Genomic DNA, 18,766 nt, shown 5'->3' with positions numbered 1-18,766 from the left:
GCCCCCTCGTGCTGGACACGGCGACAGCCTTTGGGCAGAGCGCTGCCATGCAGGCAGATCTCATCCCCGATTCCATCCTCATCGTCGATTTCGGCAGCCAGGTAACGCAGTTGATCGCGCGCCGCGTGCGCGAAGCCGGCGTCTATTCCGAAATCGCTCCGTTCTCCTTGGCCGAAGAGGCGTTCAACCGGATGAACCCCAAGGGCATCATCCTGTCGGGCAGTCCCGCCAGCGTGTACGAGGAAGGATCCCCTCGCGCGCCGCAGGTGCTGTTCGATTCCGGCCTGCCGATCCTCGGCATCTGCTACGGCCAGCAGGTGATGACCACGCAACTGGGCGGCGAAGTGCGCCCCGGCCACGAAACCGGAGACGGCGGCGAATTCGGGCGCGCCTTCCTCACCGTGACCGAGGAATGCGCGCTGTTCGACGGCCTCTGGAAAGTGGGCGAGCGGCACCAGGTGTGGATGAGCCACGGCGACAAGGTGACGCGCTTTGCCGACGGGTTCGAGATCGTCGCCACTTCCGATGGCGCGCCCTTCGCCGTCATCGCGGACGAGAAGCGCAAGTATTACGGCACGCAGTTCCACCCCGAAGTCTATCACACACCCGACGGCGCGCGCCTGCTGGCGAACTTCGTGCGGCACGTGTGCGGGCTGGCGGGTGACTGGACCATGGCCGCCTACCGCGAGACGAAGATCGCCGAAATCCGTGAACAGGTGGGCGATGGCAAAGTGATCTGCGGCCTGTCCGGCGGCGTCGATAGTTCCGTCGCCGCGATCCTGATCCACGAGGCCATCGGCGACCAGTTGACCTGCGTCTTCGTCGACCACGGCCTGCTGCGCCTTAACGAGCGGCAGCAGGTGGAGACCATGTTCCGCGACCACTACAACATTCCGCTGGTGGTGGTGGATGCGGAAGAACGCTTCATGGCGGGCCTCGCAGGCGTCACCGACCCCGAAAAGAAGCGCAAGTTCATCGGCGCGGAATTCATCAACGTGTTCGAGGCCGAGGCACAGAAGATCGGCGGGGCCGATTTCCTGGCGCAGGGCACGCTCTATCCCGACGTGATCGAGAGCGTCAGTTTCACCGGCGGGCCGAGCGTGACGATCAAGAGCCACCACAACGTGGGCGGTCTGCCCGAACGCATGAACATGAAGTTGGTGGAACCCTTACGCGAACTGTTCAAGGACGAGGTGCGCGAACTGGGCCGCGAACTGGGCCTGCCAGACATGTTCGTGGGCCGCCATCCGTTCCCCGGACCCGGCCTTGCCATCCGCATACCCGGCGAAGTGACCAAGGAGCGCTGCGACATCCTGCGCAAGGCCGACGCCATCTACCTCGAGGAAATCCGCAACGCGGGCCTCTACGACGCAATCTGGCAGGCCTTTGCCGTGTTGCTGCCGGTGAAGACCGTGGGCGTGATGGGCGACGGGCGAACCTACGACAGTGTCTGCGGCCTTCGCGCCGTGACCAGCACCGACGGTATGACGGCGGACGTCTATCCCTTCGATGCAGGCTTCCTGACGGGCGTTGCCACGCGTATCGTGAACGAAGTGCAGGGCATCAACCGGGTGGTTTACGACTATACCTCGAAGCCGCCGGGGACCATTGAGTGGGAGTGACCTGACACTCCCACCAGTCAGGGAGGGACTGATGGGGCAGTACCGGAAGCGGATCGTTGTAGCCGGGATCGGCGTGGAATTGCTCTACGCGCTCTACGTCTATTTTCTCAGCACCACGGACCTTGTCGGCTACAAGCCGGAGGGACTGGCCGTCGCTTTCATCCTGTTCGCCCTCGGCGGCTTCTGGGCCGCGCGACCGGCGCAGGCGCAGCGCCTTGTCATCGGTGTTGCCGTGGGGATCGTCGGCACGCTGTTCTACTACGCGATCTCGATGCCCACCCTGCTCGCAGGCGAGATGGAGTTCCCGCTGATGGCATGGGTGAACCACGGCCTGAAACTGGCCGGCGGGGCGACGGGCGCGTTGCTGGCGGGGCGATTCGCCACCGCGCGCGCCTGACCGCGATACGGAATCTGGACCGGGCTAAAGAAACGCTACCTCGCAAGGCGGGAAACCGCTTCCGACCTTGGCGGTTCAATCGTCAAACCCCCATTGCGAAGGATCCCCCCGAATGTCCCTGCATGACCCCAAGCCCGATAATTCCGCGTTGCTCGACAGCATCGAAGTGGGCGACATCGTCGCCGCCAACCGCGTGTTCATGGCGCCGCTCACCCGCGCCCGGTCCGAGAAGGACGGACACCTGCAAACGCCGTTGCACGCGCTCTACTATGCGCAGCGCGCCGGCGCGGGGCTGATCGTTTCCGAAGCGACGCAGATCAGCCAGCAGGGGCAGGGCTATGCCTGGACGCCCGGCATCTACACCGAGGAGCAGGCCGATAGCTGGAAGCTGGTGACCGATGCCGTGCACAACGCCGGCGGACGCATCTTCGCGCAGTTGTGGCACGTGGGCGCGGTGAGCCACCCGGTTTTCCAGCCCGACGGCGGTGCGCCCGTTTCCTCCAGCGAATGGACGCCCGAAGGCGATGCCTTCGTGGGCGACTATCACCCCGATGGCCCGATGGTGCCGCACCAGCAGGCCCGCGCCTTGCGCGAGGGCGAGATCCCCGCGCTGCTCGATGACTATCGCAACGCCGCGCGCATGGCCGTGCGTGCCGGGTTCGACGGCGTGGAACTGCACGCCGCCAATGGCTACCTGATCGACCAGTTCCTGCGCAGCGGCGTGAACCAGCGCACGGACAGGTACGGCGGCAGCCTGGAAAACCGCGCGCGCCTGCTAGGCGAAGTGGTGGACGCGCTCACCGAAGTCCTGCCCGCAAACCGCGTGGGCGTGCGCCTGACGCCGATCGGCGGCGCGGGCGGCAGCGCCGATGCCCATCCCGAGGAAACCTACCCCGCCGCTGCCGCCGTGCTGGCCGGGCGCGGCCTCGCCTACCTGCACGTGGTGCGCGCGACCGACCACGGCGGCGCGGACGGTGAACGGTCCGAAGGTGACAAGATCGTGCAGGCCATGGGCGATGCCTTCGACAGCACCTTCGTGGTGAACGGCAACCTCTCGCCCGAGGATGCCGTGAAGTGGATCAACGAAGGCTGGGCCGATGCGGTGGCCTTCGGTCGCCTGTTCATCGCCAACCCGGACCTGCCCGCCCGCATCGCCGAAGGTGGACCCTACAACGAGGCCGATGGCGACACCTTCTACGGCGGCGGCGCTCATGGCTATGTCGACTACCCCAGCCTCATCCAGGTCGACGATCCGCTGAAACTGAAGTGATGGCGAAGGGGCCGCGCACGTGCGTGGCCCCTTCCCCTCAACGGCCGCGCGCGCGGCCGAAATTCGCCAGCAGCGCGAGCGCAGGCAGCACCAGCACGATAAGCCCGGTCAGGCTGTTGAGACCCGGCACGACCTGCCAGAAGAACCACGCCGCGCCGATCAGGGGCAGGGCCGCGATCAGGCAGGCCTTGCGGCTCGCGCGCGAGAGCGGGATCACGAACAGGCTTTCGTAATTCTCGCCCGGTTGCGCGCTTTCGCCATCGGCCAAAGCACGCAAGGCCAGCACGCCGCGATAGGCGGGCAGGTAGGCCAGCATCAGGACGACGTTCAGCGCCAGGACGGCAGGCGCGAGCAGCGACAGCAGCACGCCGCCATCGATGAGCGCGGCAACAAAGGCACCGCACACGTTCACCGCCACCATCGCCGCCAGCGCGAAGGGCACGGCACGGTTCAGGAGCAGCGCGATGCCGCCTGCAAGCTGGATGAACTTCGCCACCGCCAGCAGCCCGCTGGCATCGAGCTGGCCCATCAGCCGCGTCGCCATAGCGCCCTGCCACTGCGCCGTGCGCACCCACGGTAGCAGGTCCGGCAGGAAATAGGCGAGCGCGGTGGGCACCGTGATCGCGCCCAGCGCAATGCGCAGCATGTCGACAGGGCGGATCATCCGCGCGCCTCCCGCTGCTCGGAAAGAGCGGGCGGCCAGCGCGGCTCCGCATGGTCTGCCCACATGGGGGCGTAGCAGCGGCGATAGGCGTAGAGCAGGAACGTGTTGCACCCCAGGATCGCCCAGCCGAAGATCGCCGAGACGCTCCACCAGCCCTGCAGTTCGGTGTCCCAGTACCAGACCGTGAAGCTGACCGGCAGCACCATCACCAGCGCCAGCGGCACACGCCAGCCCAGCAGCAGCATCAGTCCCGCCACCAGTTCCACGGCCTTCACCAGCGTGAACAGGCCGGAATCGAGAAGGGCGGTGAACACCCCGTCGCTCAGCGGATTGGCGCCGCCCGGCTGCGGGTAGAGGGGGATGAAATGGTTGAGCCCCGCAGGCACCATCCACGCGGCATAGATCAGCCGCACCCACCAGACCGCGTATCGCATCGCCATTACGCGAACTCCCCTGCCATGACGCCGCGCCCGCGCAGCACCGCGGGGTTGGTCTCCTTCAGTCCCAGCGAAACCAGCGCCGATGCGCCGGCGAGGGCGATCATGATGACCATCGGCAGGGCGAGGCCGGAGGCATCGGCCAGCCACCCGGCCACCAGCGGGGCGAAGACGCCGCCCGTCAGTTCCCCGATGCAGACCACCAGCCCCATCGCCGTGGCGGCCAGCCCGCGGCCCAGCGATTCGCCGGGGATCACGCCCATGAACAGCGGGAACACGCCCATGCCGATCCAGCCGACGAACAGCGCGGCGGTGAACAGCGGCAGCGGTCCATCCAGCCACAGCATCACCATCGGGCTGCTCGCCATCAGCACGGAAAAACCGATCAGTGGCGGACGGCGGCCGATGCGATCCGAAATCCATGTCACCAGCACGCCGCCGATGGCTGGGCACAGGCCGAGTGCCGCCATGATCATCGCCATCGTTCCCGGCTCCAGCGCGCGCGGGCCGACGAGGTAGAGCGGGTAGAAGATCGAGCCGACCACCACCCAGCCCACCAGCAGGCAGGAAATCAGCGAGCACAGCCAGATGTTGCGTTCTTTCAGCAGGGCGAGGCCAAGGGTGGCGGGCCGGGCATCGCTCTCGGACGCAGGCTTCGGCTCGTCGATGAAGCGCCAGATCAGCACGGCGAGGATCAGTCCCGGCACGCCTGCCATCAGGAAGGCGAAGCGCCAGCTGTTTTCCTCCGCCATCCACACCAGCACGACGGGCGCGATGGCCGTGCCCAGTATCGCGCCGAACACGTTCTGCACGATGCCCGCGTTGAGGCCGCGCCGCCGCTCCGCGCTGGCGGCGATGATGATGGCAAGGCAGATCGGCAGGAACGGCCCCTCCGCCGCGCCCATCACCATGCGCGCGGCGAGAAGTTGCCAGAAGCCTTGCGACAGGCCCGAGAGGATCGAGCACAGCGAGAACACCACCATGGCCACCAGCAGGAAGGGTTTTCGCCGCCCCAGCCGGTCGCTCAACAGGCCGAACACCAGCGCGCCCAGTGCCCACGTTGCCGACAGGCCGGAGCCCAGCGCGCTTACTTGGAAATTGCTGAGGCCAAGCTCCTCGATCACGAAGGGCGAGACGAAGCTCAGCGCCATGCGGTCGAAGTATGCAAAGCCGTATGCAAGGCCGAGCAGCAGCACGACGCGCAGTTCGTAACCCCTGTTGGTGTTCATTGATTTCCCTCTCCCGGCGGCAAGGATTGACGCTGTCTCGCGCGCCCGTCAAGCAAGGGCGATGGAGCTTCCCCTCGGCCCCGATCCCCGCTGCGAAAGGCTGGCGCGCATCCACGCCGCGCTGATCGGCGCCTTCGGACACATCGAGCGGGTGGACGAGAGGCGCCGCGATCCTGTCTGGACGCTGGTGCAGGGCGTGATCGGGGCGCAGACGAAGACAGCTGTCTCCAACGCCTCCACCGATGCCCTGCTGGCGCGGTTCGGTTCGTGGGAAGCGGTTGCGCGCGCCGAAGCGGGCGATTTGCAAGCGCTGCTGAGAAACCAGACCTTCCCCTCGGTTGCGACAGAGCGGCTGAAGGCGTGCCTGCTCGCGATCATGGAGGAGCGCGGCGCGGTCGACATGCGCCACCTTTCCAACCTGCCGGACGAGGAAGCGATGGCGTGGCTGGAAGCGCTGCCCGGCGTCGGGCGCAAGATCGCGGCAGGGGTAATGAACACCAGCATGTTCGCGCGCCGCCAGCTGGTGATCGACGGCCACCATCGCCGGGTGATGCAGCGCGCGGGGCTGGTGCCGCCGAGGGCCGATACCGCTCGCACCTACGCCGCGCTGATGCCGATACTGCCCGAGGAATGGAACGCCGCCGACATCGACGAGCATCACCTACTGGTGAAGCGGCTGGGGCAGGTCCACTGTCGCCCTGCGCGCCCGCAGTGCGAGGCATGCCCGATCCGTGCCCGCTGCGATACCGGAACCGGCAAGGTGCCGGTGCGCTGACTCGCCATGCGAGCAATGATCCACACGATCGTCGCCGATTTCGGCTGGATTCACCGCGCCCTGGGCCTGATCGGGAACTTCGCCTTCCTTGCCGGCAGCGTGCTGTTCCTGCCGCAGTTCGAGCAATGGAAGACCATCGGCGTGTGGCTGTTCATCGTCGGGGCTGCGCTGATGCTGGTGGGCGCCCTGGGCGAATTCCTCGTGCGGCTGCCGGCGATCCAGAAGGAAGCGGGCGATGATTGACGAAAGCGGGGTGGAGGAAGTCTACCGCCGCCTATCCGAAGCCATGCCGGGGCGCACGAAGGGTGCCAAGGGCCCCAAGGGCCAGCCCGATGCCTTTCGCTCGTGCATCTCGTGCATGCTTTCCGCCCAGTCGCTGGACCGCAACACCGCCGCCGCGACCAGGGCGCTGTTCGCGCTGGCGACTACGCCGGAGGACATGCTGGCCCTGAGCGACGAGCAGGTGGCCCGCGCGATCAAGCCGTGCGGTCTCTACAACGTGAAGGCGCGTAACATCCGCAAGTTCTGCGAGACCCTGCTGGCCCTGCACGGCGGCGTGGTGCCCGACACCCGCGAGGGGCTGCTGTCGCTGCCGGGCATCGGGCGCAAGTGCGCGGATATCGTGCTGAGCTTCACCTTCGGGAAGGACGTGATCGCGGTGGATACCCACGTCCACCGCGTGTGCAACCGCATCGGTCTGACCGAGGCCAAAACGGCGGACAGGACCGCGCAGCAACTGGAAGAACGCTCGCCCGAGTGGGCCATGCGCGACGGGCATTTCTGGCTGATCCAGTTCGGCAAGCAGGTGTGCAAGGCGCGTACGCCCAGGTGCGCAACGTGCCCGGTTAACGACCTGTGCGAGTTCTACGGCGGGGTGGCTGGTCGCGAGGCGAGCTAGACCACTTCCTCCAGCCGTCCGCTCTTGCAATCGTAGATGAAGCCGCGCACCGGCAGATCGTCCGGCACCATGGGGCTGGTTTTCACTCGCAGCACATCGTCGCGCACGCTTTGCGCCAGATCGGTGAAGGTCAGCCACGCCACCTGGTCGCCCTCCGTCGTGCCCGGCCCCGCTCCGGTGTCGCGCCAGCCGTTTTCGTCGATGGTGGCCGTGTCCAGGCTCTGCCGCAGCAGCCCGCGCATGATGTCGTCGGTGAAGGTCTCCATGCCGCAATCGGTATGATGCACGATGAAGAATTCCTGCGTGCCCAACAGCTTGTGACTGATCACCAGCGAGCGGATGGCATCATCGCTGGCGCGGCCACCGGCGTTGCGGATCACATGGGCATCGCCTTCGGCAAGCCCGGCGAACTTGGCCGGGTCGAGCCGCGCGTCCATGCAGGTGAGCACGGCAAACCCGCGCGCGGGCGGCATGGCGAGATTGGCCTTGTCACCGAATTCGGCAGCATAGGCGGCGTTTGCTTGCAGGATCTTGTCGAGGTTTTCGCTCATCTGTGTCTCTCCCCATTCTGGCACGACGCACGATAGCGGCTTGGCGAGGAGCGGGCCAGAAGGGCTTTCTACCCTACCATGCGAACCCCGCCTCTATGGCGCGCCGTTCCGCAGGCGTGCTGGTGCGCCCCAGCACTTCGTTGCGATGCGGATAGCGTCCGAAGCGGGCGATCATGCGGTAATGCGAACGCGCGAAGGAAAGGTTCGCGCCGCCGTTGATCTGCGCGAACAGGCGCAGGCTGAGCAGGTGGTCGGCAATATCCTCGCTGTGCATAAGCGGCATGGCGAGGAACTGGCGTTGCTGTCTTGCCAGCAGCGGCAGGTATCCGCGCTGCAATGCACCGTAAGTGATCGCCCGCGCCAGCGGATCGGTGGCGAACGCTTCCGGCGTGCCACGATAGACGTTGCGCGGCACCTGGTCGAACAGCAGCACGGCGGCCAGCGCGGTCTGCGGGTGGTGCAGGAAGCTGGCAGGCGCACAAACGAAAAGCGCCTCCAGCCAGTGCCGGAAGCGCTTTTCTATTTCCGCGTCTGTCTTATCGGAGCCGCCCCACCAGTCAGCGGGGGTCAACTCGTGAAACCAGAAGTGCAGGAGGTCGGCGGCCCATTGCCGTGGGGCAAGGGCCACGCCGGGATCAGCCTTCGGCTTCGTCTTCGATGCGCGTGTAAGGCACGAAATCGTCGATGAACAGCACGCCGCTGAACATGCCGGAGGTGCGATCGATCGTGCGCATCACATCGGTGCGGCACAGGCGCGAGCCATAGCGTTCGATCACCGGCACGTCCCACCGATCGAGGTTCTGCGGGTTCTGCGCACGGGCAACCCACAGCGTGTCGCCGCGTTCGTAGACGAGGCCGACATTCTCTTCGACGCGCAGGCGGTTGCTGTTGAAGAGGTTGATGCAGCTCTGCGGTTCACCGGCGGTGCGGCCTTCGACGAGTTCTGCGAACGCCTGCTCTGCCCGTTCTTCACGGTCCTGCGCGGCGGCGGGAAGGGCTAGCGCCATCGCGGCGGCGGCAACGGAAATGGTAAAGGTTTTCAACATGGTATCTCTCCTGATGCCAAGCGTGATAGACCTTGTATCCTTAACCGGCGCTGACCGCCTTTTGTTCTGGTTTTGGTGCCGCTTAGATTCGCTTTGCGGATCAGGCGGCGGCCCCGGAAATGGAAGCATCGGGCACGTTGCCGTCGTCCATCGGGCCACCCTTCAGGATGAAGCGCCGGTCGCAGTAGCCGCAATCGACATAGCCCTTCTCGTCGATCTGCATGTAGACGCGCGGATGGCCGAGGCTGGCGGGCAGGTAGTTCTCGCCGCCGCGGATGTCTCCGGCGCCGTCACACCAGACGCGGGGCGTATCGACGATGGTGGTTTCAGGTACGTGATCCATGGCCCATGCTCCTATCGCTTTACGAGCCCCTCGAAAAGCCCCTAAGAGCGCGCCTTATGAGCGAAGCAGCAATCGAAATCCGCGACCTGGTGAAAGAATATGCCGGCAGCAAGGGCACCGGGCCCAAGCTGGCGCTCAAGGGCGTCAGCTTCGACGTTCCGCAGGGCAGCGTGTTCGGGCTGCTGGGGCCGAACGGGGCGGGCAAGTCTACCCTCATCAACATCATGGCGGGGCTGGTGAACAAGACCGGCGGCAGCGTGAAGATCTGGGGTCACGATATCGACCGCGACCACCGCAACGCGAAGCTGAACATCGGCATCGTGCCGCAGGAAATCGTGTTCGACCCGTTTTTCACCCCGTTCGAGGTGCTGGAAAATCAGGGCGGATTCTACGGCATATCCAAGGCGCTGCGCCGGTCCGAGGAACTGCTGAAGGCCGTGCGGCTGGAAGACAAGCGCGATGCCTATGCCCGCACCCTTTCGGGCGGGATGAAGCGGCGGCTGCTGATCGCCAAGGCCATGGTCCATTCGCCGCCGATCCTGGTGCTGGACGAACCGACCGCGGGCGTGGACGTGGAACTGCGCAAGCAGCTGTGGGAGCTGGTGGGCGAGCTCAATGCCGAGGGCGTGACGGTGGTGCTGACCACGCACTACCTCGAAGAGGCGGAGGAGCTGTGCGAGCAGATCGCCATCATCAACCACGGCGAACTGATCGCCAACAAGCCGACCCGCGAACTGGTGGGCATGATGGGCGAGAAGATCGTGGCCGTCACCGTGGACAAGGACATCGCCCAGCTTCCCGCCGATCCGCGCTTCCACAAGTGCGAGGCGGTGGGCGAGAGACTGATGGAAATCACCTTCGACAAGAGCGAGATGACCGCTGGCCAGGTGCTGGCCAAGGTGCAGGAGCAGGGCTTCGCGATCGAGGATGTCTCGACGCGGGAGGCTGATCTCGAAGACGTGTTCGTGCAGCTTACGGGCGAAGCCGACCGGGGCAAGGCCAACGAAGCCGAGGCTTGATCCCGGCGCGCCGATATCAGTCCGTTACATGGTCCGCGCGCCATGTTCCCTTTGCCATCCGGCGGATGGGCTTGCGGCAGTGGGCACAACGGCTGACGAAATTGAGGCCGTCCCAGTTCGCGCGGCGACCGGGGGGACGGTGACGATTGAATAGGCACGCGATGCGAAACAAAGGCTTGCCCCCTCTGAAATCGTGATGTTCGTACGACCGTCTATTGTGCGACGCAGCATTTCATGGGTATTTTCCCTTAGCAAGTGCAAAATAGCCCTGCCTCGCGGCGGACACGGTGCCTGCGGCCTTGCAGGCGCAAGGGCGAGCGGGCAAAGCTTGGCGCGATGACAACACCTTCGACCGATTACGACGTCCTCGTCATAGGTTCGGGCGCTGCCGGGCTGACGGCGGCGCTGACCTTGGCAACCCGGCTGCGCGTGCTGGTGCTGGCCAAGGGCAAGCTCACCAGCGGCTCCACCGCCTGGGCGCAAGGGGGGATCGCCGCCGTGCTGGATGCGGGCGACACCTTCGAGGATCATATCCGCGATACGATGGTGGCGGGCGCCGGCCTGAACGACCGGGAGACCGTGGAATTCGTGATCGAGGGCGCGCCCGCAGCGATCGATCGGCTGTGCGAGCTTGGCGTGCCGTTCAACCGCGAGAGCGGGGACCTGCACCTCACGCGCGAGGGTGGCCACTCGCATCGCCGGATCGTGCACGTGAACGATGCCACCGGCTGGGCGGTGCAGGCCGCGTTGCTGAAAGCGGCGGAGGAAAACCCGAACATAACCCTGCTGCCCGATCATTCCTGCGTGGACCTGATCACCGGGCGGCACGAAGCGAAGTATTCGGGCAGTGGCCGGGTGTGGGGCGCCTATGCGCTCGACACCACGACCGGCAAGGTGGAGGCTTTCACCGCCCGCGCCACGGTGCTGGCGGCCGGCGGGGCGGGGCGTGTCTACCAGTTCTCCACCGCACCGCGCGGGGCGACGGGAGACGGCATCGCCATGGCCTGGCGCGCAGGCGCGCGCGTCTCCAACATGGAGATGATGCAGTTCCACCCCACCTGCCTCTACAATCTCGAGGTCAAGAACTTCCTCGTGACAGAGGCCGTGCGGGGCGAGGGCGGGCACCTGCTGCATCCCGAAACCGGGCACCGCTTCATGGTCGATTACGATGCGGAGCGCATGGAACTGGCCCCGCGCGACGTGGTGGCCCGCGCCATCGACGACCAGATCAAGCGTTACGGCCTCGACTACGTGCATCTCGACATCAGCCACCAGCCCGCTGAATTCGTGCGCGAGCATTTCCCCACCATCCACGAAAAGCTGCTGGGGCTGGGAATCGACATGACGAAGGAGCCGATCCCCGTCGTGCCTGCACAGCATTACACCTGCGGCGGCGTGGTGATCGACCTTGCTGGACGCACCGACCTGCCGGGCCTGTGGGCTGCGGGCGAAGTGACGGAAAGCGGCCTGCACGGGGCCAACCGCCTCGCCTCGAATTCGCTGCTGGAATGCTTTGTCTTCGGCGATGCCGCCGCGCGCGATATCCTCGCCTGCTGGGACAAGCTGGATGCCGCCCCCGAAATCCGTGCCTGGGACGATACCCGCGTGACGGATTCTGACGAGGAAGTGGTCATCAAGCAGAACTGGACCGAAATCCGGCGCATGATGTGGAACTACGTCGGCATCGTGCGCACCACCAAGCGGCTGGAACGGGCCAAGCACCGCATCGACCTGCTGGCGAGCGAGATCGACGACTACTACGGCCATTTCCGCGTGACGACGGACCTGATCGAACTGAGGAACCTGCACCAGTGCGCCGACCTGATCGTGCAGAGCGCGCTGAGGCGGCACGAGAGCCGCGGCCTGCATTACACGCTCGATTATCCAGAGCTGGACGAGGTGCCTAGCGATACCGTGCTGGTGCCCTAAGGACGAGGAAAGCCATGCCCGAGATCACCGCCAACGGCATCACCATCCATTACGACGAGTACGGCCCCGCCGATGCGGAGCCGGTGCTGCTGATCATGGGGCTGGGCGCGCAGATGATCCTGTGGCCGATGGAACTGGTGGAGGCGCTGGCAGGACACGGCTTCCGGGTGATCCGGCACGACAACCGCGACATCGGCCTCAGCCACAAGTTCGACGGGGCGAAGGCGCCCGGCGTGGTGCGCCACGCCCTGATGCGCCGCATCGGCCTGCGGCCCCGCGTGCCCTACACGCTGGCCGATATGGCGGAGGACAGTGCCGGGGTGCTGGACGGACTGGGCATCGAAAGCGCGCACGTGGTGGGCGGCAGCATGGGCGGCATGATCGCCCAGCATCTCGCCGCGCGGCATCCGGAAAAGGTCCGCTCGCTCACCTCGATCTTCTCGACCACCGGCAATCCCAAACTGCCGAAGTCTCGGCGCGAGGCGATCAAGGCGCTGACGCAGCGGCCTGCCTCGCTCGACGAGGATGTGCTGGTGGAGCACGGCAAGTCCGTGGCCCGCACCATCGGCTCTCCCGGTTTCCCCGCTCCCGAAGAGCGGCTGGAGGCGCGCACCCGCGCACTGGTGCAGCGCAGCGTCTACCTGCAGGGGCCGGTGCGGCAGATGGCGGCGATCATCGCCGATGGCGATCGTTCGAACATGCTCGGCCGGATCGAGGCACCCACGCTGGTGCTGCACGGGGAGGATGATCCGCTCATCCCCGTGGCCCACGGCCACGCGACTGCCGCGGCGATCCCCAATGCGAGGATCAGGACCATTCCCGGCTGGGGACACGATGTTCCGCTGGAACTGGTGGAGCGGCTGGCCGAAGAAATCGCCCGGCACGCGCGGGCGGCGACTGCCGCAGCGTCATAGTACGCGCGCAAGCGCGGGGAAGTCTTGACGCATCAGGACACAATGTATCATTCTGTCTCGTGAACAGAGACAGGAGATTTGAGGCCATGACTGGATCCATCGTCGTTGCAACCGACTTTTCGGCCCGCGCCGATCGCGCGGTGGATCGTGCGCTGATGCTCGGCAAGGAGCTGGGCCGCGATGTCGAACTGGTTCACGCGATCGAATATGCGCCGGGCAACAAGCTGGACACCGCCGCGCTGGATGAACGCATGCGCGCTGTCCTGCCGGAAACCGATGTGCCAGTGACCTTCAGCTACCCCGAAGGGTCCGTGCCCGCTGCCATTGCAGGCCATGCGGAGGATGTGGACGCGGCGATGATCGTGCTCGGCGTGGCGCGCTTCAATTCGGTTGGCGACTACTTCCTGGGGACGGCCGTGGACCGCGTGATCAGGGGCACCGGCAAGCCCGTAGTGGTGGTCAAGAAACGCCCGCATCGCGGCTATGGCAAGATCCTGGTGGCCACGGACTTCTCCGACCCTTCACGCGAGGCGATAGACTGGGTCGCTTCGGTTTTCCCGGATGCGGAACTGCACCTGCTGCATGCCTTCTACGTACCGTTCGAGGCGTGGAACAAGGCCAAGTACGTGGCCGACGAGATCGAGAGCGAGGCGCGTGAGAAACTCGCCGCCATGTGCGATGACTTGCCGCAGGACGTGCAGTCTCGCATCAAGACCCACCTCGTGCGCGGCAACCTGTGTGCCGCCGTCAACCAGGTGACAGGCGAGGAGGGCATCGATCTCGTCGCCGTGGGATCGCAGGGCGAAAGCGGGTTTCGCCACGCGACGATCGGCAGCCAGGCAAGCGCCGTGCTGGAAAACGCCGATGCCGATACGCTCGTGATCGGGCCGCGCGTCGCCTGAGCGGTGGCCCTGTCGGTCTTCCCCTGTCAGTCCGGCCCTTCCACGCCTTCCACGATTACGAGCGAACCGTCGGTTGAGCTGTCGGTGCGCAGGTGGCGCACTGCCTGGTACTCGGGCGAATCGTAGAATGCCCTGGCCGCCGCGACGGTGGGGAATTTCACCACCACGCTCTGGTGCGGGGCATCGCCTTCCATGACCTGGCTGCCCGTATCCACCACCACGGCCTCGCCCCCGCGGGCCGCGAGGATGGGCATGACCGCTTCCACGTATTTCCCGATCCCTTCGTTGTCGGTGACCTTGTAATGGGCGATGACATATCCCGGCATTTTTTGTTCTCCCTTCACGGCTCACATGCCCCGCGAAAGCGCGGCGTGTCCACCGTTCCGGCCCGTTTCGTTCATCTGCCAGACTGCCTTTTTTCCGCCTTTTTTGAAACCAACCGGCCCCGCGCCCGTTGGTGGGGCAATCGAAAGAGGAAACGGCGTTCGTCGCCGGGAAGGAAATGTAATGAAAAAGCTTATTCTCATCGCCACCGCTCCCGCTCTCGCACTTGCCGCCTGCGGCGAGGACAGCGCCGTGGAAGAACGTGGCGACATGCTGGAAGAGCAGGCCGACGCCATTGAAAACGTGGGCGACGATCGTGCCGGCCAGCTGGAAGAAATGGCCGACGAAGCGCCGACCGACGCGCAGGAAGACATGCTCAACGAACGCGCCGAGGAAATCGACGACATCGGTGACAATGCTGCCGACGCGATCAACGAGCGCGCCGACGAAATGGAATAATCCTCGCTTCACGCGAATCCGACCGATGGTCGGTTGCAGGAAGGCCCTCGCAGCGATGCGGGGGCCTTTCGCGTTCGCAGGCTATTCCATCATCAGGATGATGAAGAACGACAGCCCCGTTCCGGCCAGGAACAGTGCCCAGCTCCAGTAGAGGCGGAAATCGAGGCCCATGTCCTCGTATTGCACGTCGAATGGGAAGACGTGCAGCACACCGCCGCTCGTCCCGCCCGATCCCATGAACAGGGCGACGATCAGGGTGAGGAAGATACCGAATGGAATCGCTTTGAAGAAGGCGATCATCGTGTGTGCTCCGCTTGCCTTTCCTGTGACCGTCTTTCCCGCTGACGGTGCCAATCAAGACCGGCCTTATCGGCACATGGTTATCATCGGGTTATCACGGAGGCTGCGGAGTGGCGAAGACTCGCGCGGCCGGACCGCCGGGGCATGTTGCCGGGACGCAAAATTGCGCGGCCTGATTCGATTGATTCACGCAGTCGCACCGCGGCACCTTTTTTTCCGCAGTTTGGTTTTTCCTCTTGCGCTGCGCGGGAGTCGAGGACCATCCACGCGTCGCGCCGTATTGCCTGTGCCAGACACCGGCTCGCAAACCCCGGCTGCGCGGTAAATCGCACTTAACCCTCTTGCGCCCGAGTCCCGTGTGATTCACAACTGGTGGTGGTCGACTTGCCGGGTGGACCTACTAGACCTAGATATGGGGCGGCGCGACAACGATCGCGCAAATAGTCCCGAATCGCTCTGGAAGGCTCGCGCGGCAGGCTCGAAACAGGCGGCGGGGGATAAATAAATTCCCGCCGATGCATGGGCGGAGAGTCACTGGCAGCCTGCCGGTCTCGATTCGCAGATCATGCGGATATCATGCGGAGGAACCGGGGGATCCGGATACCCTCCACGACAGACGGGGACTTGGGCGAAATGGAATTTCGGAACACTGACGAGACGGCAATGGGGCTCGACGAACAGACTGCGGGCGACACCGAAACCAAGCCGGCCACGAAACCCAAGTCTGGCAATACGAATACAACGGGAGCAAAAGGCTCCGACGAGAAAGCGGTAAGCATGGAAAAGACGGACCTGGGCAGCGAAGAGCTGGTGAGTGAAGCGGCTGCGGAAGCGCTGGCCGAAGCCGCCAAGGCTGCGCTCAAACCTCAGAGCGATTCGAAAACGGTCAACCCGCGCCGCTTCAAGATCAAGACCGATCCGGCGCGCGACGCGAACCTCACCGATTTCGGCAAGGAAACGCTGAACGACCGCTACCTGCTGCCGAACGAGACCTATCAGGACCTGTTCGCCCGCGTGGCCGATGCCTATGCAGACGATCAGGAACACGCGCAGCGTCTGTACGACTACATTTCCAACCTCTGGTTCATGCCCGCAACGCCCGTTCTCTCGAACGGCGGCACCGGGCGCGGCCTGCCGATCTCGTGCTACCTGAACTCGGTGTCCGACAGCCTCGACGGCATCGTCGGCACCTGGAACGAGAACGTGTGGCTCGCTTCCAAGGGCGGCGGCATCGGCACCTACTGGGGCAACGTGCGCGGCATTGGCGAGCCTGTCGGCCTCAACGGCAAGACCAGCGGCATCATTCCCTTCGTGCGCGTGATGGACAGCCTGACGCTGGCGATCTCGCAGGGCTCGCTGCGCCGCGGCTCGGCCGCCTGCTACATCGACGTGCACCACCCGGAAATCGAGGAGTTCCTCGAAATCCGCAAGCCCTCGGGCGACTTCAATCGCAAGGCGCTGAACCTGCACCACGGCGTGCTGCTGACCGACGAGTTCATGGAAGCCGTGCGCGCTGGCGAGAAGTTCCAGCTCAAGTCCCCCAAGGACGGCTCGGTGCGCGGCGAAGTGGATGCCCGCTCGCTGTTCCAGAAGCTGGTCGAGACCCGCCTTGCAACAGGTGAGCCCTACATCGTGTTCTCCGACACGGTGAACCGCATGATGCCAAAGCACCACCGCGACCTGGGCCTGAAGGTTTCCACCTCCAACCTGTGCTCCGAAATCACCCTGCCGACCGGCGTCGACCACCTCGGCAACGATCGCACGGCGGTGTGCTGCCTGTCCTCGCTCAACCTCGAAAAGTGGGACGAGTGGAACGGCGACAAGACTTTCATCGAGGACGTGATGCGTTTCCTCGACAACGTGCTGCAGGACTATATCGACCGCGCGCCCGAGGAAATGGCCCGCGCCAAATACTCGGCCATGCGCGAACGCAGCGTCGGCATGGGCGTGATGGGCTTCCACTCCTTCCTGCAAAGCAAGAACATCGGCTTCGAGTCCCCGATGGCGAAGGTGTGGAACCTCAAGATGTTCAAGCACATCAACGCCAAGGCGAACGAGGCGAGCATGATGCTGGCCAAGGAACGCGGGCCGTGCCCCGACGCCGAGGAAATGGGCGCGATGGAGCGTTTCAGCTGCAAGATGGCGATCGCGCCGACCGCGTCGATCTCCATCATCTGCGGCGGCACCAGTGCCTGCATCGAGCCGATCCCGGCGAACATCTACACTCACAAGACGCTTTCGGGCAGCTTCGTGGTGAAGAACCCGTACCTGGAAAAGCTGCTCGACAAGAAGAGCAAGAACTCCACCGCGATCTGGAACTCGATCCTGGAAAAGGGCGGCTCCGTCCAGCACCTCGACTTCCTGACGGCGGAAGAAAAGGCCGCGTTCAAGACCAGCTTCGAGATCGACCAGCGCTGGCTGCTCGAATTCGCTGCCGACCGCGCGCCCTTCATCGACCAGGCGCAGTCGCTGAACCTGTTCATCCCGGCCGATGTCGACAAGTGGGACCTTGCCATGCTGCACTTCCAGGCGTGGGAGAAAGGCATCAAGTCGCTCTACTACCTGCGTTCGAAGAGCGTGCAGCGCGCCGGTTTCGCCGGCGGCGTGGAAGCGGACAACACCGCCGAACCCTCGAAGTACGAACTGCCGACGACCGACTACGACGAGTGTCTGGCTTGTCAGTGATTTACGCGCCCAATTAGTTATCCACACCCCTGTGGAAACAATGGGGATAAGTGACGGCCGAATCCTCGACTCGAAAAGCAGTAGAAGGCAGATTGGTTTTTGACATGAAAAGGGGGCCGAGTCGTTACCTCGGCCCCCGGATCATACCACCACGATCTGCAATCGCCGGTGGGCATGAGCTTTTTCAGCACGAGGACAATCGTCCCATTTGCTCTGTAGGTCAAGGCGATTGCGTTAACCTGAGAAAGGCAACGCAATGAATGTTTTCGCTATAAGTTTTTCGATCAAATTCGATACTACCTACGACGAGCGATACGACAGCTTGATGTCCGCAATTCGTATGTGTGATCGCTTGTGGGATGAGACGACATCGTTCTGTCTCGTCGGCACAAATGAAACGCTCGGCATGCTAGAGCATCGGCTCTATATGACCCAATTCTCGCCACACCGAGACAAGCTGCTTATTATGGATGTCGGCTTCGACCGGGCTGTTGCCCGCGGCAACATTTCATATCCCGCCACGCTCAAAGGGCTAATGCCTAATTGTGACGTGAAGCAAGCGAACGCGTTGGCCGGATACTAAATCAGCGGCGAAGGGGCCGGCCGATCAGATCGTTCGGCCCCACCGCACTATCAGCTGGGGGAGAAGAACAAGGTTATGCATATTGCCAGATACGCGGCACTTGCCCTCCTCCTCACCCTCTCCGCCTGCGCCAGCCAGGTCGACGCGGGCGTGGTGCGCGATGGCGGGGCGCCCGGCTTCTGGTGGGGGCTGTGGCACGGCTTCGTCTTCCCCTTCGCTTGGGTCGGCTCGCTGTTCTCGGACGACATCGCCGTCTACGCCGTGCCCAATTCGGGCGGGTGGTACGATTTCGGCTTCTTCCTCGGCATCACGGTGCTGGGTGGTGGCAGTGTCTTCGGCTCGAAGAAACGCCGGTAATTCCTCTTCCTTTTTGCGGGCGGCGGGATAGTCTGCGTTCCCGAACAGGGGTTCTTCGGGGA

The 18,766-nt window shown here is 64.6% G+C and carries 23 protein-coding genes; 14 read left to right on the top strand and 9 right to left on the bottom strand.

Translation table 11 applies throughout. From position 1 onward, the window contains the following. Positions 1-47 precede the first annotated feature (47 nt). From guaA to ABFX23_RS09785, 3 genes are all read left to right on the top strand, one after another. Positions 48-1,622 carry a glutamine-hydrolyzing GMP synthase gene (gene guaA, locus ABFX23_RS09795; RefSeq protein ID WP_346032880.1) on the top strand — a complete coding sequence of 525 codons (1,575 nt, stop codon included), beginning with the start codon at positions 48-50 and terminating at the stop codon, positions 1,620-1,622. A 31-nt stretch (positions 1,623-1,653) separates the two neighbouring features. Beyond that, a complete protein-coding gene (locus ABFX23_RS09790; RefSeq protein WP_346032879.1) occupies positions 1,654-2,019 on the top strand; it encodes a hypothetical protein in 366 nt (121 codons plus the stop codon). A gap of 112 nt (positions 2,020-2,131) precedes the next feature. After that, on the top strand, positions 2,132-3,289 hold the full coding sequence (locus tag ABFX23_RS09785) for an alkene reductase (protein WP_346032878.1): 1,158 nt from the start codon (positions 2,132-2,134) through the stop codon (positions 3,287-3,289). Positions 3,290-3,326: 37 nt separating this feature from the next. Here ABFX23_RS09785 and ABFX23_RS09780 read toward each other — a convergent pair whose 3' ends face one another. From ABFX23_RS09780 to ABFX23_RS09770, 3 genes are read right to left on the bottom strand one after another with little or no spacing between them, the layout of a single operon-like run. Beyond that, positions 3,327-3,953, bottom strand: a complete 627-nt coding sequence (locus ABFX23_RS09780; protein ID WP_346032877.1) for a hypothetical protein — start codon at positions 3,951-3,953, stop codon at positions 3,327-3,329. Continuing rightward, positions 3,950-4,393, bottom strand: coding sequence for a hypothetical protein (locus ABFX23_RS09775; RefSeq protein ID WP_346032876.1), 444 nt, complete (start codon positions 4,391-4,393; stop codon positions 3,950-3,952). The genes ABFX23_RS09780 and ABFX23_RS09775 overlap by 4 nt, the downstream gene beginning before the upstream one ends. After that, positions 4,393-5,619, bottom strand: coding sequence for an MFS transporter (locus ABFX23_RS09770; protein ID WP_346032875.1), 1,227 nt, complete (start codon positions 5,617-5,619; stop codon positions 4,393-4,395). The genes ABFX23_RS09775 and ABFX23_RS09770 overlap by 1 nt, the downstream gene beginning before the upstream one ends. Before the next feature lie 61 nt (positions 5,620-5,680). Between ABFX23_RS09770 and ABFX23_RS09765 the strand changes: the two genes are divergently transcribed. Genes ABFX23_RS09765 through ABFX23_RS09755 form a run of 3 tightly spaced genes read left to right on the top strand, consistent with a single transcriptional unit; the run spans position 5,681 to position 7,292 of the window. Further along, the gene (locus ABFX23_RS09765; protein WP_346032874.1) at positions 5,681-6,394 is read left to right on the top strand and encodes an endonuclease III domain-containing protein; all 714 of its coding nucleotides are present in this window, start codon (positions 5,681-5,683) and stop codon (positions 6,392-6,394) included. A 15-nt stretch (positions 6,395-6,409) separates the two neighbouring features. After that, a complete protein-coding gene (locus tag ABFX23_RS09760; protein ID WP_346032873.1) occupies positions 6,410-6,637 on the top strand; it encodes a YrhK family protein in 228 nt (75 codons plus the stop codon). Next, positions 6,630-7,292 carry an endonuclease III domain-containing protein gene (locus tag ABFX23_RS09755; RefSeq protein ID WP_346032872.1) on the top strand — a complete coding sequence of 221 codons (663 nt, stop codon included), beginning with the start codon at positions 6,630-6,632 and terminating at the stop codon, positions 7,290-7,292. Before ABFX23_RS09760 ends, ABFX23_RS09755 begins: the two co-directional genes overlap by 8 nt. Here the strand turns inward: ABFX23_RS09755 and ABFX23_RS09750 are convergent. The 4 genes from ABFX23_RS09750 to ABFX23_RS09735 all read right to left on the bottom strand — a co-directional run bounded on the left by ABFX23_RS09750 (position 7,289) and on the right by ABFX23_RS09735 (position 9,232). Next, positions 7,289-7,843 carry a beta-class carbonic anhydrase gene (locus ABFX23_RS09750; RefSeq protein ID WP_346032871.1) on the bottom strand — a complete coding sequence of 185 codons (555 nt, stop codon included), beginning with the start codon at positions 7,841-7,843 and terminating at the stop codon, positions 7,289-7,291. The genes ABFX23_RS09755 and ABFX23_RS09750 overlap by 4 nt on opposite strands. 73 nt (positions 7,844-7,916) lie before the next feature. Further along, entirely contained in the window at positions 7,917-8,471 is a 555-nt protein-coding gene (locus ABFX23_RS09745) for a DUF924 family protein (protein ID WP_346032870.1), read from the bottom strand. Positions 8,472-8,478: 7 nt separating this feature from the next. Then, positions 8,479-8,889 carry a hypothetical protein gene (locus ABFX23_RS09740; protein ID WP_346032869.1) on the bottom strand — a complete coding sequence of 137 codons (411 nt, stop codon included), beginning with the start codon at positions 8,887-8,889 and terminating at the stop codon, positions 8,479-8,481. Between the two features lie 100 nt (positions 8,890-8,989). Further along, on the bottom strand, positions 8,990-9,232 hold the full coding sequence (locus ABFX23_RS09735) for a zinc-finger domain-containing protein (RefSeq protein WP_346032868.1): 243 nt from the start codon (positions 9,230-9,232) through the stop codon (positions 8,990-8,992). Between the two features lie 56 nt (positions 9,233-9,288). On the opposite strand from ABFX23_RS09735, the gene ABFX23_RS09730 reads away from it, so the two are divergent. The 4 genes from ABFX23_RS09730 to ABFX23_RS09715 all read left to right on the top strand — a co-directional run bounded on the left by ABFX23_RS09730 (position 9,289) and on the right by ABFX23_RS09715 (position 13,996). Next, positions 9,289-10,251 carry an ABC transporter ATP-binding protein gene (locus tag ABFX23_RS09730; RefSeq protein WP_346032867.1) on the top strand — a complete coding sequence of 321 codons (963 nt, stop codon included), beginning with the start codon at positions 9,289-9,291 and terminating at the stop codon, positions 10,249-10,251. A gap of 336 nt (positions 10,252-10,587) precedes the next feature. Continuing rightward, positions 10,588-12,180, top strand: coding sequence for an L-aspartate oxidase (nadB, locus tag ABFX23_RS09725; protein ID WP_346032866.1), 1,593 nt, complete (start codon positions 10,588-10,590; stop codon positions 12,178-12,180). A 14-nt stretch (positions 12,181-12,194) separates the two neighbouring features. Continuing rightward, complete coding sequence (locus ABFX23_RS09720) at positions 12,195-13,094, top strand: alpha/beta fold hydrolase (protein ID WP_346032865.1); 900 nt, start codon at positions 12,195-12,197, stop codon at positions 13,092-13,094. 86 nt (positions 13,095-13,180) lie between these two features. Then, entirely contained in the window at positions 13,181-13,996 is an 816-nt protein-coding gene (locus tag ABFX23_RS09715) for a universal stress protein (RefSeq protein ID WP_346032864.1), read from the top strand. Between the two features lie 26 nt (positions 13,997-14,022). Here ABFX23_RS09715 and ABFX23_RS09710 read toward each other — a convergent pair whose 3' ends face one another. Then, entirely contained in the window at positions 14,023-14,322 is a 300-nt protein-coding gene (locus ABFX23_RS09710; RefSeq protein ID WP_346032863.1) for a DUF1330 domain-containing protein, read from the bottom strand. A gap of 181 nt (positions 14,323-14,503) precedes the next feature. On the opposite strand from ABFX23_RS09710, the gene ABFX23_RS09705 reads away from it, so the two are divergent. Continuing rightward, complete coding sequence (locus ABFX23_RS09705; protein WP_346032862.1) at positions 14,504-14,779, top strand: hypothetical protein; 276 nt, start codon at positions 14,504-14,506, stop codon at positions 14,777-14,779. An 81-nt stretch (positions 14,780-14,860) separates the two neighbouring features. Here ABFX23_RS09705 and ABFX23_RS09700 read toward each other — a convergent pair whose 3' ends face one another. After that, the gene (locus ABFX23_RS09700) at positions 14,861-15,079 is read right to left on the bottom strand and encodes a hypothetical protein (protein ID WP_346032861.1); all 219 of its coding nucleotides are present in this window, start codon (positions 15,077-15,079) and stop codon (positions 14,861-14,863) included. A gap of 633 nt (positions 15,080-15,712) precedes the next feature. On the opposite strand from ABFX23_RS09700, the gene ABFX23_RS09695 reads away from it, so the two are divergent. From ABFX23_RS09695 to ABFX23_RS09685, 3 genes are all read left to right on the top strand, one after another. Next, on the top strand, positions 15,713-17,764 hold the full coding sequence (locus ABFX23_RS09695; protein ID WP_346032860.1) for a ribonucleoside-diphosphate reductase subunit alpha: 2,052 nt from the start codon (positions 15,713-15,715) through the stop codon (positions 17,762-17,764). 256 nt (positions 17,765-18,020) lie between these two features. Next, on the top strand, positions 18,021-18,347 hold the full coding sequence (locus ABFX23_RS09690; protein ID WP_346032859.1) for a hypothetical protein: 327 nt from the start codon (positions 18,021-18,023) through the stop codon (positions 18,345-18,347). 75 nt (positions 18,348-18,422) lie between these two features. Beyond that, positions 18,423-18,704 carry a hypothetical protein gene (locus ABFX23_RS09685; RefSeq protein ID WP_346032858.1) on the top strand — a complete coding sequence of 94 codons (282 nt, stop codon included), beginning with the start codon at positions 18,423-18,425 and terminating at the stop codon, positions 18,702-18,704. The last annotated feature ends 62 nt before the right edge of the window (positions 18,705-18,766 follow it).

Origin of the sequence: Erythrobacter westpacificensis, assembly GCF_039542285.1 — a bacterium.
Classification (GTDB): domain Bacteria; phylum Pseudomonadota; class Alphaproteobacteria; order Sphingomonadales; family Sphingomonadaceae; genus Alteraurantiacibacter; species Alteraurantiacibacter westpacificensis.
The sequence above is the reverse complement of the archived record's forward strand: the minus strand, read 5'-3'. Positions and strand labels throughout refer to the sequence as shown.

Bases quoted from the DNA above. Each gene is read 5' to 3' on its own strand.
- ABFX23_RS09775 (WP_346032876.1), bottom strand. From the start codon at position 4,393: ATGGCGATGCGATACGCGGTCTGGTGGGTGCGGCTGATCTATGCCGCG.
- ABFX23_RS09720 (WP_346032865.1), top strand. From the start codon at position 12,195: ATGCCCGAGATCACCGCCAACGGCATCACCATCCATTACGACGAGTAC.
- ABFX23_RS09765 (WP_346032874.1), top strand. From the start codon at position 5,681: ATGGAGCTTCCCCTCGGCCCCGATCCCCGCTGCGAAAGGCTGGCGCGC.
- guaA (WP_346032880.1), top strand. From the start codon at position 48: ATGCAGGCAGATCTCATCCCCGATTCCATCCTCATCGTCGATTTCGGC.
- ABFX23_RS09710 (WP_346032863.1), bottom strand. From the start codon at position 14,322: ATGCCGGGATATGTCATCGCCCATTACAAGGTCACCGACAACGAAGGG.
- ABFX23_RS09685 (WP_346032858.1), top strand. From the start codon at position 18,423: ATGCATATTGCCAGATACGCGGCACTTGCCCTCCTCCTCACCCTCTCC.
- ABFX23_RS09740 (WP_346032869.1), bottom strand. From the start codon at position 8,889: ATGTTGAAAACCTTTACCATTTCCGTTGCCGCCGCCGCGATGGCGCTA.
- ABFX23_RS09735 (WP_346032868.1), bottom strand. From the start codon at position 9,232: ATGGATCACGTACCTGAAACCACCATCGTCGATACGCCCCGCGTCTGG.
- ABFX23_RS09760 (WP_346032873.1), top strand. From the start codon at position 6,410: ATGATCCACACGATCGTCGCCGATTTCGGCTGGATTCACCGCGCCCTG.
- ABFX23_RS09695 (WP_346032860.1), top strand. From the start codon at position 15,713: ATGGAATTTCGGAACACTGACGAGACGGCAATGGGGCTCGACGAACAG.
- ABFX23_RS09755 (WP_346032872.1), top strand. From the start codon at position 6,630: ATGATTGACGAAAGCGGGGTGGAGGAAGTCTACCGCCGCCTATCCGAA.
- ABFX23_RS09790 (WP_346032879.1), top strand. From the start codon at position 1,654: ATGGGGCAGTACCGGAAGCGGATCGTTGTAGCCGGGATCGGCGTGGAA.
- ABFX23_RS09770 (WP_346032875.1), bottom strand. From the start codon at position 5,619: ATGAACACCAACAGGGGTTACGAACTGCGCGTCGTGCTGCTGCTCGGC.
- ABFX23_RS09730 (WP_346032867.1), top strand. From the start codon at position 9,289: ATGAGCGAAGCAGCAATCGAAATCCGCGACCTGGTGAAAGAATATGCC.
- ABFX23_RS09690 (WP_346032859.1), top strand. From the start codon at position 18,021: ATGAATGTTTTCGCTATAAGTTTTTCGATCAAATTCGATACTACCTAC.
- ABFX23_RS09705 (WP_346032862.1), top strand. From the start codon at position 14,504: ATGAAAAAGCTTATTCTCATCGCCACCGCTCCCGCTCTCGCACTTGCC.
- nadB (WP_346032866.1), top strand. From the start codon at position 10,588: ATGACAACACCTTCGACCGATTACGACGTCCTCGTCATAGGTTCGGGC.
- ABFX23_RS09780 (WP_346032877.1), bottom strand. From the start codon at position 3,953: ATGATCCGCCCTGTCGACATGCTGCGCATTGCGCTGGGCGCGATCACG.
- ABFX23_RS09715 (WP_346032864.1), top strand. From the start codon at position 13,181: ATGACTGGATCCATCGTCGTTGCAACCGACTTTTCGGCCCGCGCCGAT.
- ABFX23_RS09700 (WP_346032861.1), bottom strand. From the start codon at position 15,079: ATGATCGCCTTCTTCAAAGCGATTCCATTCGGTATCTTCCTCACCCTG.
- ABFX23_RS09750 (WP_346032871.1), bottom strand. From the start codon at position 7,843: ATGAGCGAAAACCTCGACAAGATCCTGCAAGCAAACGCCGCCTATGCT.
- ABFX23_RS09785 (WP_346032878.1), top strand. From the start codon at position 2,132: ATGTCCCTGCATGACCCCAAGCCCGATAATTCCGCGTTGCTCGACAGC.